This window comes from Paenibacillus allorhizoplanae, assembly GCF_927798215.1.
Taxonomy (GTDB): domain Bacteria; phylum Bacillota; class Bacilli; order Paenibacillales; family NBRC-103111; genus Paenibacillus_E; species Paenibacillus_E allorhizoplanae.
Genome location: NZ_CAKMMW010000001.1, coordinates 526,890 through 540,516, shown reverse-complemented (window position 1 = coordinate 540,516; position 13,627 = coordinate 526,890). Strand labels below are relative to the sequence as shown.

Sequence of the window (13,627 nt, the reverse complement as noted above, 5' to 3'; positions counted from 1 at the left end):
TGTGGGACAGGCTATTTTTCGTTGATGACCTTATGAACCAAGTGTGAGCTGGGATCGTGTTGTTTTTTTTAATAAGACATATTATATGACGTTTAATCCCTTTAAATTATTTATATAGTACGTTTTATATAATGATTAAAATATATATTGTGTCATTAATAATGTGATGATATATTTATGACATACTAAATAATGGATTGCGATTGGGGGGCCAGTGATGAGAGTTGGGATAAGTGGAACAGCTCATGTAGAGTTAGCGGCTATTCAACGTTTTGATTTGGGTATCCTGATCTGCAAATCGTGCAATGAAGTGATTACTACGTTACCAACGGATAGGCATGTGAAATTCTATGGCTTGTGTAAGGATATGACGTGTATCGAAAAAAATAAGGAGGCTAACCAATGAAGACTCAGAAACAAGTGCTGCTGTTCCAAGAAGGAGACGCTTCAATGAAAATGCTTCTCGGAGGAAAAGGGGCTAATTTAGCAGAGATGACTCGTGCTGGCCTTCCTGTCCCTCCGGGATTTACAATTACGACGGAGGCTTGTTTAACTTTTTTTAAAGTGGGAAATAGGATCTCAGATGAGTTGTTTGATCAGATTTCAGCAACGCTCAAAGCGCTTGAGAAACAAAAAGGACAATTGTTCGGGGATGACACCAATCCCCTTTTGGTTTCTGTGCGATCGGGTTCTGTAAGTTCGATGCCAGGTATGATGGATACCATTTTGAATCTTGGACTTAATGATCTCACCGTACAAGGGTTGGCCGCTCTTACAAGTAATGAAACATTTGCATACGATTGCTACCGTCGCTTGATGCAGATGTTTGGAAACGTGGTTCTGGGCATTGAATCCTACCATTTCGAACAGTTATTGCATCGCTTGAAAGAGAATGAAGGTGCAGAGCATGATCAAGATATTTCTGCTATCGGTTGGAAGCTTCTCATTGAGGATTATAAGAAGTGTATTTTGGCCAAAACAGGTCGTGCTTTCCCGCAGCATGTCTATGAGCAATTGAGAATGGCGATAGAGGCTGTGTTCAAGTCATGGAACAACCCACGGGCTCACATTTACCGTAAAATAAATCGGATCCCAGATGATCAAGGGACAGCAGTCAACATTCAAAGTATGGTCTTTGGTAATAGGGGAGGGAATTGTGGCACAGGCGTTGTTTTTACAAGAAATCCATCTACAGGTGAGAATACATTTTTCGGTGAATATCTCATTAATGCACAGGGCGAAGATGTTGTAGCAGGTATAAGGACTCCGCTTGCGATTGCTGCTTTGAAGGAAGAGATGCCGGAGATTTACGAGCAATTGTTTGCGGCTTCCAAGCAGCTTGAGAAGCATTACAAAGATATGCAGGATATCGAATTTACGGTTGAAAATAATAAGCTTTACTTGCTTCAAACACGTAATGGGAAAAGAAATGCCCAAGCTGCTCTGAAAATTGCGGTCGATCTGGTCCACGAAGGATTATTGTCAAAGCAGGAAGCTATTGGACGCATAGAAGTGTCTCATCTTGATCAGCTTTTGCACAGAGGAATGGATGAAGAGGCAATTAAGGATGTATTGGCAAAAGGACTTCCAGCTTCGCCGGGTGCTGCGGTCGGACAGCTTGTATTTGACGCGGATACTGCGGCAGAGTGGAGCCGTGCTGGTAAGTCAGTTATTCTGGCAAGAAATGAAACGACTCCCGAGGATATTCATGGCGTGATTGCCTCCGAAGGTATTCTTACAAGCCGTGGTGGGATGACAAGCCATGCAGCAGTAGTGGCAAGAGGAATGGGTAAGCCTTGTGTTTGCGGCTGTGAAGAAGTTCGAATTATGCTTGAAGATAAGCAGATGACGGCTGGAGGCAGGATCGTTGAAGAAGGAGATTGGATTACCCTTGATGGAGCGACCGGGCGCGTTATTCTTGGTGCTATGCCTTTGCGAGAAGCTCAAATGACAGATGAACTGCTAACTGTACTCCAATGGGCGGATGAGATTCGAACACTGAACGTATATGCTAACGCAGATAATCCGGAGGATGCCAAAACGGCCAGAAAATTAGGTGCTCAAGGAATCGGATTGTGCCGAACAGAGCATATGTTTTTCTCCCCAACTCGGTTGCCTGTCGTTCAACAAATGATCTTAGCGGATAATAAGGAGAAAAGATTGCAAGCACTTGCGAAGCTGCTTCCTATGCAGCAATCCGATTTTGAAGGAATATTCGAGGAAATGGACGGTTTACCGGTAACAATAAGATTGTTAGATCCGCCTTTGCATGAGTTTTTGCCAAACATCGAGGAACTGCAAAAAAGACATATACAGCTGACCTTTGAGTCAGAGGGGGCAGATTCGGAACGAGAAGAGACAGCTAATCTTCTGCGCAAAGTACAAGCGCTTCATGAGACGAACCCCATGCTAGGACAGCGGGGTTGCAGATTGGGCATTGTTTTTCCAGAGATTTATGATATGCAGATCGAGGCCATTTTCCGTGCAGCTTCGAAGTGTAATAACAAAGGTATTCGAGTCATTCCTGAAATTATGATTCCACTAGTTGGCCATGCGAATGAACTTAAAGTATTAAGGGAGCTAGTTGATTTCGTCGCCGAACAGGTGATGGGAAAAGACAACCTTAGAGAATGCCCATATAAGGTAGGGACAATGATTGAGGTACCACGTGCCGCACTGACTGCGCGTCAAATTGTGGCCTATGCGGATTTTTTCTCCTTTGGCACAAATGACTTGACACAGATGACGTATGGGTACAGCCGTGATGATGCGGAAGGGAAATTTCTAACCCATTATGTCGATCATAAGCTGCTTCCGCATAACCCCTTTCAAGTGTTAGATACCGAAGGGGTCGGACAATTAATTGAATTAGCCGTGCATGGAGGGCGTTCCATGAAGCCTTCGCTCAAAACAGGTATTTGCGGTGAGCATGGCGGAGATAAAGAATCGATTTTCTTTTGTCATTTGATGGGACTGGACTATGTGAGTTGCTCCCCTTTCCGCATTCCTTTGGCACGCATTGCTGCTGCACAAGCATTCATCCTACATGGTAATCCTAATGAAATAAAAATAAGTCAAGTAGTTTGATAGGAATATGGGAGGCAGGCAAGAATGGAAGAGAAAGTTCATACGATATTCGTATGTTCGGATTCAGTTGGGGAAACAGCGAATACAGTCGTTCAAGCGACAATCCGTCAATTTAATACTAGTCCGATTTATGTGAAACGGTTTGGATCCATGCGTTCGGAAGAAGACATTCGAAAAATGATGGAAGAAGCTTCTCGAATAGGCAGTTTTGTAGTCTACACACTCGTTCTTCCGGAACTAAGAGAGATGATGCGTCAAGAATCAATACGCTTAAATGTGCTTAGTATAGATATCTTAGGTCCTGTTATGCAAGCGTTTATGGATACGTATAAAGATTCACCTAAAAAGAAAGCTGGATTACTGCATCAAATGGACGAAGAATATTATAAAAGAGTGGAAGCCGTTGAGTTTGCTGTCAAATGTGATGATGGTAAAGATACAAGTGCATTAAAACAAGCGCATATTGTTCTACTTGGGGTTTCTAGAACATCGAAAACACCACTAAGCATCTTTTTGGCTCACAAAGGCTACAAAGTGGCCAACTATCCGCTAGTGCCGGAAGTAAAGCCGCCAACGAGCTTGTTTACGTTAAACAAAAGCAAACTTGTTGGGTTGACGATGAGCGCCGATCAACTAGTCAAGATTCGTACCGAACGGCTAAAAGCGGTAGGGCTGCCATTTGGCGCTAAATACTCAGCGTTAGAGAGGGTTGTCGAAGAATTGGAATATGCGTACGGCTTGTATAAACAGCTTGGATGCATGGTCATAGATGTCACGGAGAAAGCTATTGAGGAAACAGCTGGCATTATATTGGACGCAATGTAAGGATCTCGATCGCAAAAATAAATAAACACCTTGATGATATAAGACGAATATGTATAGGACATTTGACCGTACTCAGCGAATGCGTTCACTCTATAGGGTGAACGCATTTTTTATTTTTTAAGAGAACTTAACTAGTACAATTTTTAGAATTTTTGACCTAATTTACAGTATACTTTCTAGCTTGTGTTAGCTATGTTTAAACGAAGGATTGGGTTGCTGCCAAGATGGCTCACCACACTCGAAAATCACATGGAGAGGAATGCACAATGGAGACAATACAGTTTCGAAATCGGTTAACGCAAGTCAAAAGTAAGTTGCAAACAGGGCAATTAACGTTGGGTTTCATTGGTGGATCTATAACCGCAGATAGCAAAGTGATGGCGAATTGGCCGGAGCCAGTCGCGCGTTGGTTTGTAGAATCATTTCCTCACGCACGCATTACTGTAGAGAATGCAGCGATTGGTGCGACAGGCAGCGATTTGGCTGTTTTCCGTGCAGACCGGGAATTGATTAACCGTCAATGCGATCTGATTTTCATTGAATTTGCCGTCAATGACTACAATACACCGTCTGAACAGCGGATGAGGGCGAGAGAAGGTTTGATTCGCAAACTTTTGGCAGATGGGCGTAGTGAGCTCGTTTTCGTCTATACCTACTGTCAGAAAATGTACGAGGACATGTCAAGGGGTATGGTCCCTGCCAGCATTGTTGAATTCGAGGAGCTAGCCGAGCACTACGGCATTAACACGGTTTGGGTCGGACTGCATGCCTGGCAGGAAGTGAAGAAAGGCCGAATGACCTGGGACGAATGGTTGCCGGATGGACTTCATCCTACGCATCGAGGCAGTCTGAGTTATGGACAGTGTGTAATCGACTATTTGGTAAAAGAATTGCTAGCGTCTCCCGATGAGGAGAAATACGAAATCTATATACCGCTCGCAGCGCCGCTTAATAACAATCACTGGGGGCATGTGAATACGCTTTCCTTCGACGAAGTTCAGTTGGAAGGACCATGGATGATTAGACGGGCAGCGGCTCATATGCCTTGGATTGATCAGATATTGAGCACATCAGCGATCGGGGCGAAGCTTTCCTTTTCATTTACAGGAAAGGGAGTGGCGTTAGCCTTTGATTTTGGCAAAAAATCAGCTGAATTCACGTATAAGCTCGACGGAGGTCCTGCGATCACGAGTTGTCGGGATCGACCTAATTGGTGCGGAGATAGCGGCTGGTTTCGTATCTACTGGATCGCAGATGATCTGGAGGACGGACTGCATCATATGGAGCTGGAGGTTGTTCACGGCAATAGAGAGGACTGCACGGGGACGAATTTTCATTTGGGACTTATCGGAATAGTTAAGTAAGAGGTGCGATGACGATGAAACTACTTCTTAATGAAGAATGGCAGCTAACGTGGGAGCCGCTCTATCGCCAGACGGCAGATTATTTACAAGTTAAAAATAAACAGCAGAATTGGCTGCGGGCTGATTTGCCTTGCGATGTGCATATGCCGCTCATCGCGCAAGGGATTATCGCAGAGCCGCTAGTAGCGGATCAGTGCTTTGCGAGTGAATGGACGGAGAACCGCTCATGGTGGTTTAAGAAGACTTTTATGCTGACGGATGAGCAGTTACTTTCAGACCAAATAATTCTTCGATTTGAATCTTTGGATGTAGAAGCCGATATCTGGTTGAATGATGGCCATCTGGGCCATCATCGCAGCGCTTTTTATCCGTTTGCATGTGATGTGAAAGGCAAGTTGCAACAAGGGGTTAATCAACTCTTTGTGCGTGTTACTTCAGGGTTGGAGCTCTATTCGGAGAATGATCTTGCGCTAATTAGTGAGGCCAAAGTGGTTTATGAGAACGAGCAGATCGGGCACAGAGGCGATCATCGTCGAGGCATGCTGAGAAAACCGCAATATGTATTTGGTTGGGATTGGGGACCAAGGGTCGTGACGTGTGGGATCATGGGAGAGGTGAGTATTGAATTTGCCCATCGTTTCCAAATTCGAGACATTCACGTAACCACGACAAGCTTGGATGCTGCGAGCAAAACCGCACACTTACAGTTTCAATTGGAGCTTCTGAATCTGCACCCTTTTCAAACGTTAGAAACCGAGTTGAAACTGGCACTGCTTTTTAATGGCAAGGAAGTGCATCTTATTCAAAAGGATTGTTGTCTTCGTTCCGGGCTGAACTACGTCACAATTCCGATGGAGGTGCCTGATGCTAAGCTTTGGTGGCCCAATGGGATGGGCGAGCAGCCGCTGTATGCGATTCGGGCAACGCTGCAGACGACAACGCATGCTGTGGAATATCCCTCCTTTTCATATGGGATACGCACGTTGAACCTAAAGATGGATAAAATCCTGGAGAGTCAGGATGAACGTTCGTTCACTTTTGAAATTAACGGTGTGTCTGTCTTCAGTAAAGGTGGAAACTGGATTCCTGCTGATGCCATCTATGCTAGGGTCACGGATGCTAAATATGAAGCTCTGCTCAGTGAAGCCAAGGAAGCGAACTTCAATATGCTGCGTGTGTGGGGAGGAGGTATCTACGAAAGAGACATTTTCTATGACAAATGTGACGAGTACGGGATTCTTATTTGGCACGATTTCATGTTTACCTGCGCGAAATATCCAGATCACTTGGCTTGGTTTCGGGACGAAGTAGAGCGGGAGATCGATTACCAAACTCGGCGGCTTCGTAATCACTCTGCACTCGTGCTTTGGTGTGGCAACAATGAGAATCATTGGGGTTTTGAAGAATGGTGGAATGAGACGGAGGCTGCCAATTTCTATGGGGGAGCGGACTGTTACAATGACATCGCGCCCCGACTTGTTCAGCGGAACTGCCCGGCTATTCCCTATTGGAATAGCTCGCCTTACGGCGGTGCCCATCCGAATGGCAACCAATCGGGCGACACGCATCATTGGAATGATTGCATGATGCATGCCGACATGGAAAAGCGAATCACACCAGAGGAATATGACAAGGTGAGCGCTAAGTTTGTCTCTGAGTATGGTTACATTGGCCCTTGTCGGAAGGCTTCCATGGATAAGTACCACAATGGTGAGGAACTGGATCGCGAGAGCAAGCTTTGGCAGCTTCATACGAATGTTTTCGAAAAAGATACGGTACTTGCCGGTATAAACAAGCATTATTTGACTACCGAACACATGGGAATCGACGATTACTTGCTATACGCAGGCTTATGTCAGGGTGTCATGCTGGGGTATTCGCTTGAGGCGATTCGATCCAAGTTGTTTTGTTCCGGCGCGTTATTCTGGATGTACAATGACTGCTGGGGGGAGGTAGGCTGGTCGATCCTTGATTATTACCTAACGCGCAAAATTTCGTATTATTTTGTGAAACGAGCATTAGCACCGGTTAAACTCATTTTACGCGAGCAGGATGGGATGATTCAGCTTACGGCGATCAATGAAACTAGCTCCGTGATTCGTGAAGTCCTAGAATACGGACTTATCTACTATGATGGGAGCGGGACGCAATCGACGGAGGCAAAAGTTGAACTCCAGCCATTCTCGCGGGAAGTCGTCTTACAATGGGCAGCACTTGACTATTCTTCGAGAGAGGCGTGTTTGTTTGTCAGAGCGTTAGGTGAATCCAGCGAAATATTGCCAGCCATGATACAAAACGAAGTGTTTCGCAATCTCATTTTGCCTGACGCACGACTAATCCTGTCAAACATTCATGCCATTGAACCAGGGCAAATTCGCTGTACGGTTACAAGTGAAGCTTTTGCGCATGCGGTGCATTTTGGATTGGATGAAACGATTCAGTTGAGTGACGAATACTTTGACTTGATTCCAGGTGAGAAGCGGGAGATTACGATACGACACGGGGAAATTCCCCTCACAACAGACCAGATTGTGCCACGATCAATTACACGAAATCATAGCGAAGGCGGCGTATGAAATGAAACAGAAATTTGCGGTACAACTGTATACCTTGCGTAACGAATGCGAGCAAGATTTTCCTGGGGTGCTAAGAGAACTGAAGCAGATGGGCTGGGCAGGGGTTGAACTGGCAGGTCTACATAGTTACTCAGCAGAAGAGATTTCCGACGTGCTGCAAGAAACAGGCTTACAAACGGCAGGTATGCATGTTTCTTATCAGCGTTTAAGTAGTGAGTTGGAGAGCGTGCTTACGGAGGCGCGACTATGTCGTACGACAACTTTAATCTGTCCTTCCGTCCCCCATGAGCTTCGAAATGAGGAGGGCTACCGGCAATTTCACAACCAGTTAAATGAGATTGCGAAGAAAGTACAGGAGGATGGCTTCACACTAAGCTTTCACAACCATGCTTTCGAGTTTGAGACAAGTATTGATGGTAAGAGTGCTCTGGAATATGTGATTGATCCATCAGTGGATAATGCCATATTGGCGGAAATCGATGTTTATTGGGTGAAGAAAGCTGGCAAAGATCCAGCTGCTTTCATTCGTCCATATAGCCACCGGATGCCAACGATGCATCTAAAAGATATGACCAACGATGAGCGAGGGGCGTTTGCTGAAATTGGCACAGGCGTGATCGATTTCGATCCTATTTTGCTATGGGGAGAGCAGAATGGGGTGGAGTGGTACGTTGTGGAGCAGGATGTATGTCAAAGTAATCCCATGGATTGCGTGAAGCTTAGCTTAAAGAACTTACACCGAATTGCAGAAAGACTTGGGGAAAATACATAGTCCTAATACAGGTTTTCCCGTAAGGGAGAGCCTCTATTTTATTTTGCAAGGGAACGTAAGTTATCCCCTAAGACTTCCAAACCTGAACTTTCTCTTTCATATAGGTGGAGGGCAGGGTGCCGGTACATTTTTTAAACACCTTGTTAAAGTACGACTGCTCGCAGAATCCGAGAAAATCGGAGATTTCTCCTACATTCATCTGAGAATTGGTCAACAGGTCGCAAGCGGCGGCAATCCGAATTTGCTGGATATAGTCCGTGACGGATTGTCCGGTAACTTGTTTGAAAATCGTACTGACATAGTTAGGGGTCCGATCCGCGTATTCGGCTAATTCGCTTAAAGTAATGGTTCTGTGATAATGATTGAGTATGTAGGCTTGAAGCAGCATAACGATGCTATAGGATTTGCCCTGTGTGGATTGCGAATCAATTTCTTCGTTGATTACCGCGAGCATTTCAAGCAGGATGCCATGGCAGATGGTGTCTGAATAGACGGATTTGCGCAGCCAGTGCTGGGTCAACAAGGAAAATCTTTGCTTCATATAATCAAAGTTGAAGGGTCTGGTTAAGCAGCGATCAGGTGTGATCAGCAGCGGAAGTCCATCCCCATCCCCCTGATAATGAAAGTGTGCGACGTACATATCATGCGGTTCCTTGGTTGAATTCATCGCGCTGCGCCAAACACCTTGAGGGACAAATAAAAGATCGCCTTTTTGCATCGTAACGGTGTGATCTTCAACGGTATAGTGAATGGTTCCATTGGTCATGAGGATTAAAATGTGGTTGTTCGTCTTACTCTTGGGTACATGCCAATTCGGCTCACAATGCTCGAAATAAATAGCAACAGGTTGGATCATAGCGTGCTCCTTATGGACGATACTCTCGCCTCTGTCAGGTCTTGTGCTCATTCTCATAGTATAACTGAAATCGTAGAATTGTTGAAATAATTATTGTATAGTTCATTGTTTCAATAGCCTGATTTTACTAAGCTTAAGATGAAAGATATGCGGAGAGGATGAGGGAGAAATGAGTAGTTTATTCCAAAAGGCAAAAGCGCGTGTTGGCGTGATGACGGTAGGTCACGAGCCATATTGGGTACAATTTCCGGGGTTAAAAGAGGAGCTGGAAGGCTACGGACGTGAATTCGAGGAAATGCTTCGTAAGCATGACGTTGAAGTGGTGTCGGCAGGCTTTGTCGATACCGTAGATAAGTCTTTTGCCGCTTCATCCTATTTGAAAAGCCAGGATGTTGACTTCCTATTCTGCTTCTTGAGCACGTATGTGACGTCTTCGACGGCGGCTACCCCGATCCTGAACTTGTCGGTTCCGACGGTACTTGTTGCGTTGCAGCCAAGGAAGCGTCTTGACTATAGAAATACGACGACGTATATGCAGTTGGCTAACGATAATATTTGTTCACTTCCAGAAATAGGTGGCGTGCTAGTGCGGGCAGGAAAGCCTGCGGCAGGGATGATTGTAGGAACGCTTTATGACGATCCACGCGCGATGACGGAGTTACAAGGTTGGTGCCAAGTCGCCAATACGCGCAGAGCATTCAAATATGCCAAGATCGGCTATATGGGACATACCTATGAAGGTATGTATGATATGAACTCCGATCCTACTGCTTTTACGGCTGCTTTTGGTTCGCATGTGCAAATGCTGGAGATGTGCGATTTAGCCAAGCTGGTCAATGGTGTAACGGCTAAGGAAACAGCTACTAAACTGGATGAAATTAAAAGCGTTTTCAAAATATCCGATCCTTTTATCGATCCCGTGACAAGGCCGATCAAACAAGAGGATCTTGATTGGTCAGCTAAAGTTGCGGTTGGGCTGGATAAGCTGATTGTGGAAAATGGGTTAACAGGTCTGGCCTATTATTACCGGGGTCTCGACAATAATGAATATGAAAGGATCGGATCGAACATGGTGCTCGGCAACTCGCTGTTGACAGGCAAAGGAGTTCCGCTTGCCGGAGAAGCCGATTTGAAGACATGCGCAGCGATGCTAATCATGGATCGTCTAGATGCTGGAGGCTCGTTCGCGGAGCTGCATCCTTGTGACTTTGTCGACGATATCGTGTTGGTCGGACATGACGGGCCGCATAATATTAAAATTAGCGACGGGCAGCCGATCATTCGTGGATTGGATCTGTTTCATGGTAAAAGCGGAGCTGGCATCGGCGTTGAATTCAGCATCAAATCAGGCCCTGTTACTTTGCTCAGTATTTCACAAACCGCTAATGGCAAATACAAAATGATCGCCACGGAAGGTGAATCCATCAAAGGTGAAATTCCACAGACTGGCAATACCAATACACGTTGTAAATTTGATTACAGTGTTTCAGAATTCGTGGAAAAATGGTGCTCAGCAGGTCCTACGCATCACTTTGCGCTTGGTGTAGGGCATGTGGGTTCCAAGATTCGTCATGTAGCCAAAGTGCTAGGCATTGAGGTGGAAGTAATATGACAATACGCGTAAAACCAAAGAAGTCCTTGCAGAGAGTTACACTGGAAATGAGTCTAAAGCCATTCAAGAGTATGGCACCTGAGGCTATCGAAGCTGTGTGTACCGAGGCTATTCGGCAATGGCTTCCACTAATCGGCATGGCAGACAGCTGTTCGATCTTGCTGTGGGTCGCTGATGGAAGCGAGATCCTAGTTTGGGACGGCGATTTGCAGCGCGAGATTGAATGGGGCCGCTATATTGGATTTGCCAATGAGGAGTATTTCGGCCACATCAAGGACGACAAAGACCCGCGCATCGCCACGCCTTACATGAGTGAACCGGCACGAATCACCTATGGTGATTTGCAAGTTATTATTGCGTCTTTTAAAAGAATTGCAGCCGAGCGTTATGGCATATGCATGGAAGTGGGGGCCACCTTTGACGCAGGACCTGAATTTGCCTACTCGGATTTCAAATATAAGCTGCACCCGGAAATCAATCGCGCCGAAGTTGGTGGGCAATTCATTTCACTGAAGGCGGACTATACCGTCGTATGCAGTTGGTCGAAGCTGAAAGAGGACCACGTAGCTTATGCGGCTTATCCTGACGGCATTCCCGAAAGCACAGCGTTTGGCGAGTTTCTGGGGCGCCAGTGTGCCAGTTTTTTACCTACATTAGGTTTTGATTATATATGGTTTTCCAATGGATTCGCGCTGTCGTACTTTCCGTGGACGTATTTAGGAGCTAATTATGATGGCACGCAGATTGCGATGGCGGAGTATGAAGAGCTATCGTCCAAGATGCTGTCATTCTGGGAAATTTTCAAGCAAGAGTGCCCGAATTTCCGGACAGAAATCAGAGGGACGAACTACGGAACGGGCATGGATCTTGCCAAAGATTGTATTCCCTTACTTGATCTGTATGAGAGAAAATATGTGGAATATCCGCCGCCGAACTCACCATGGGGCGCTCTTAACTATGATTTCGGTTTAGAACTCACGGGCTATATGTCCCGTATCGCTGTATTGCCTGCAGAGACGTACCTCTTCCGTTTCTACGCCAATGATCCTTGGTTCTGGCAAAATCCGTGGTGGGATCTCTATGATCGGGAGCCACATGACATTTATTGTCCACTCACCGTCGCTCGAGTTAACACGGAGGGCGAACTGGAGAGTCCGGGTGTCGTAGAGATTTTGACCATCGATTCTGAAAAAGGCGATATGGATGCAGATATCCCGTTGGAAGTTATCCCTCATATTAAAAAAGCATTAAAAGACGCACCAGACCAGCCAGGGATCTTAACATGGTTATACCCGTTCCGAGAATTACATGAAGCGATGGCGGAATCGGGCGAGCATTCGAGCGACGTTTTCTTTCATGATTGGTTTGTGCGCAATGCAATTAACCAAGGCTTGCCGCTGAATACGGTGCTTAGTACTGATGACTTTTTCGCAATGCAGGACGAGGCCCTCCATAAGTTGCAAGATACGATCTTATTTACTTCGGCCTTTTGGATCAAAGGGGAGAAAGCGGAGCGAATCGTCGAGTATGTTCGTCGTGGCGGAAAGATTATTTTCTATGGCCGTGTCGCTGATCCGGATCTACTCAACCTGTTGAATCTCAGAAACGAGCCTGAGCTTGAAGGTGCTTTTTCCGTTAACCTTACCTTGCCTGGAGATACGATCAAGAATGAGGAGCCTATTAGAGGAGATGGGAATCATAAATTACACCATCATCCACACATTTCAGGGGGTGGGTTAAGTGAAGTTGTGGACGATCTGGCTGATCGCTCTACGCAAATTCATGCAAGTGTGAATCAGAGTGGGCTAGAACGTGCATTTACGATAACTAGAGCTTTACCTGAATGGGATGAAGGCAAAGTGGGGTGGGTACGCGGTTCGTTGCCATTCCAATCTGCTGGTGTATCGCATTTGCCGATTCGTCAGGAAAAAGAATTTCTGGATTCCTCGCTCTTCGTACGGTATGTCCTGCAACAATTTGGTTACTCCTTGTATCAGGTGAAGGAAGAGGCAGCATCTGAATCAGCATTGATGTTCATCACAAGGAATGACAATGCGTTTATCCTTACTGGCTGTAAGCAGGATACATCTGTTGGGCTGCAGCTTCAATTCCCCGATGGCGCTCCACTTATTATCGGGCAGTCCGTTATGATTGGAGAAGGAACGACTGCGGCTTATACACTTGATCGAACGTTTCATGACGAATGCCGCGTGTTTGTTAAGCAAAAGCAAACATCTCGCATTACGTGTAAAGAAAAATCGCCTGATCCAACACCTCGGAAGCATAACCGTACGCTTCGTAATTTTAGTGTGAATAATCTGATTGAGGCCGATCTTACTATTTATCCGCCTCTTGCACAGCTGCAAGCAGGTGACGTTGAAGTGAGGAACGGTGAGCAATACTTGGAATTATTTGGTAAAGTGGTGGGGAATTGTATACGATTAACCCAAATTAGCGGGAGCATTGATATTTCATGGTAGACGTCTAATCGTCTAGTTACTTGAAACCATCAGTTATATAAAAGGTTGGTGAAAA

9 protein-coding genes are annotated in these 13,627 nt (G+C 45.6%); 8 read left to right on the top strand and 1 reads right to left on the bottom strand.

The window, feature by feature from the left end; genetic code table 11:
- Positions 1-217: 217 nt before the first annotated feature.
- From L6I86_RS01850 to L6I86_RS01825, 6 genes are all read left to right on the top strand, one after another.
- Complete coding sequence (locus L6I86_RS01850; RefSeq protein WP_236284210.1) at positions 218-406, top strand: GapA-binding peptide SR1P; 189 nt, start codon at positions 218-220, stop codon at positions 404-406.
- Entirely contained in the window at positions 403-3,087 is a 2,685-nt protein-coding gene (gene ppdK, locus L6I86_RS01845; protein WP_236284209.1) for a pyruvate, phosphate dikinase, read from the top strand. Before L6I86_RS01850 ends, ppdK begins: the two co-directional genes overlap by 4 nt.
- A gap of 24 nt (positions 3,088-3,111) precedes the next feature.
- Complete coding sequence (locus L6I86_RS01840) at positions 3,112-3,912, top strand: pyruvate, water dikinase regulatory protein (RefSeq protein WP_236284208.1); 801 nt, start codon at positions 3,112-3,114, stop codon at positions 3,910-3,912.
- 266 nt (positions 3,913-4,178) lie between these two features.
- The gene (locus L6I86_RS01835; RefSeq protein ID WP_236284207.1) at positions 4,179-5,276 is read left to right on the top strand and encodes an SGNH/GDSL hydrolase family protein; all 1,098 of its coding nucleotides are present in this window, start codon (positions 4,179-4,181) and stop codon (positions 5,274-5,276) included.
- Positions 5,277-5,290: 14 nt separating this feature from the next.
- Entirely contained in the window at positions 5,291-7,852 is a 2,562-nt protein-coding gene (locus tag L6I86_RS01830) for a glycoside hydrolase family 2 protein (protein ID WP_236284206.1), read from the top strand.
- 1 nt (position 7,853) lies between these two features.
- A complete protein-coding gene (locus L6I86_RS01825) occupies positions 7,854-8,624 on the top strand; it encodes a sugar phosphate isomerase/epimerase family protein (RefSeq protein WP_236284205.1) in 771 nt (256 codons plus the stop codon).
- Positions 8,625-8,691: 67 nt separating this feature from the next.
- On the opposite strand, the gene L6I86_RS01820 is transcribed toward L6I86_RS01825, so the two are convergent.
- Positions 8,692-9,480 (bottom strand): helix-turn-helix domain-containing protein, encoded by a 789-nt coding sequence (locus L6I86_RS01820; RefSeq protein ID WP_236284204.1) that lies wholly within the window; start codon positions 9,478-9,480, stop codon positions 8,692-8,694.
- 169 nt (positions 9,481-9,649) lie between these two features.
- On the opposite strand from L6I86_RS01820, the gene L6I86_RS01815 reads away from it, so the two are divergent.
- Together L6I86_RS01815 and L6I86_RS01810 are read left to right on the top strand one after the other, a co-directional pair.
- A complete protein-coding gene (locus L6I86_RS01815) occupies positions 9,650-11,092 on the top strand; it encodes an L-fucose/L-arabinose isomerase family protein (RefSeq protein ID WP_236284203.1) in 1,443 nt (480 codons plus the stop codon).
- Positions 11,089-13,572 (top strand): hypothetical protein, encoded by a 2,484-nt coding sequence (locus tag L6I86_RS01810; protein WP_236284202.1) that lies wholly within the window; start codon positions 11,089-11,091, stop codon positions 13,570-13,572. Before L6I86_RS01815 ends, L6I86_RS01810 begins: the two co-directional genes overlap by 4 nt.
- Positions 13,573-13,627: the final 55 nt, after the last annotated feature.

What these genes read in the sequence shown, in the direction of transcription:
- L6I86_RS01850 (WP_236284210.1), top strand. Translation starts at nt 218, where the DNA reads ATGAGAGTTGGGATAAGTGGAACAGCTCATGTAGAGTTAGCGGCTATT.
- ppdK (WP_236284209.1), top strand. Translation starts at nt 403, where the DNA reads ATGAAGACTCAGAAACAAGTGCTGCTGTTCCAAGAAGGAGACGCTTCA.
- L6I86_RS01840 (WP_236284208.1), top strand. Translation starts at nt 3,112, where the DNA reads ATGGAAGAGAAAGTTCATACGATATTCGTATGTTCGGATTCAGTTGGG.
- L6I86_RS01835 (WP_236284207.1), top strand. Translation starts at nt 4,179, where the DNA reads ATGGAGACAATACAGTTTCGAAATCGGTTAACGCAAGTCAAAAGTAAG.
- L6I86_RS01830 (WP_236284206.1), top strand. Translation starts at nt 5,291, where the DNA reads ATGAAACTACTTCTTAATGAAGAATGGCAGCTAACGTGGGAGCCGCTC.
- L6I86_RS01825 (WP_236284205.1), top strand. Translation starts at nt 7,854, where the DNA reads ATGAAACAGAAATTTGCGGTACAACTGTATACCTTGCGTAACGAATGC.
- L6I86_RS01820 (WP_236284204.1), bottom strand. Translation starts at nt 9,480, where the DNA reads ATGATCCAACCTGTTGCTATTTATTTCGAGCATTGTGAGCCGAATTGG.
- L6I86_RS01815 (WP_236284203.1), top strand. Translation starts at nt 9,650, where the DNA reads ATGAGTAGTTTATTCCAAAAGGCAAAAGCGCGTGTTGGCGTGATGACG.
- L6I86_RS01810 (WP_236284202.1), top strand. Translation starts at nt 11,089, where the DNA reads ATGACAATACGCGTAAAACCAAAGAAGTCCTTGCAGAGAGTTACACTG.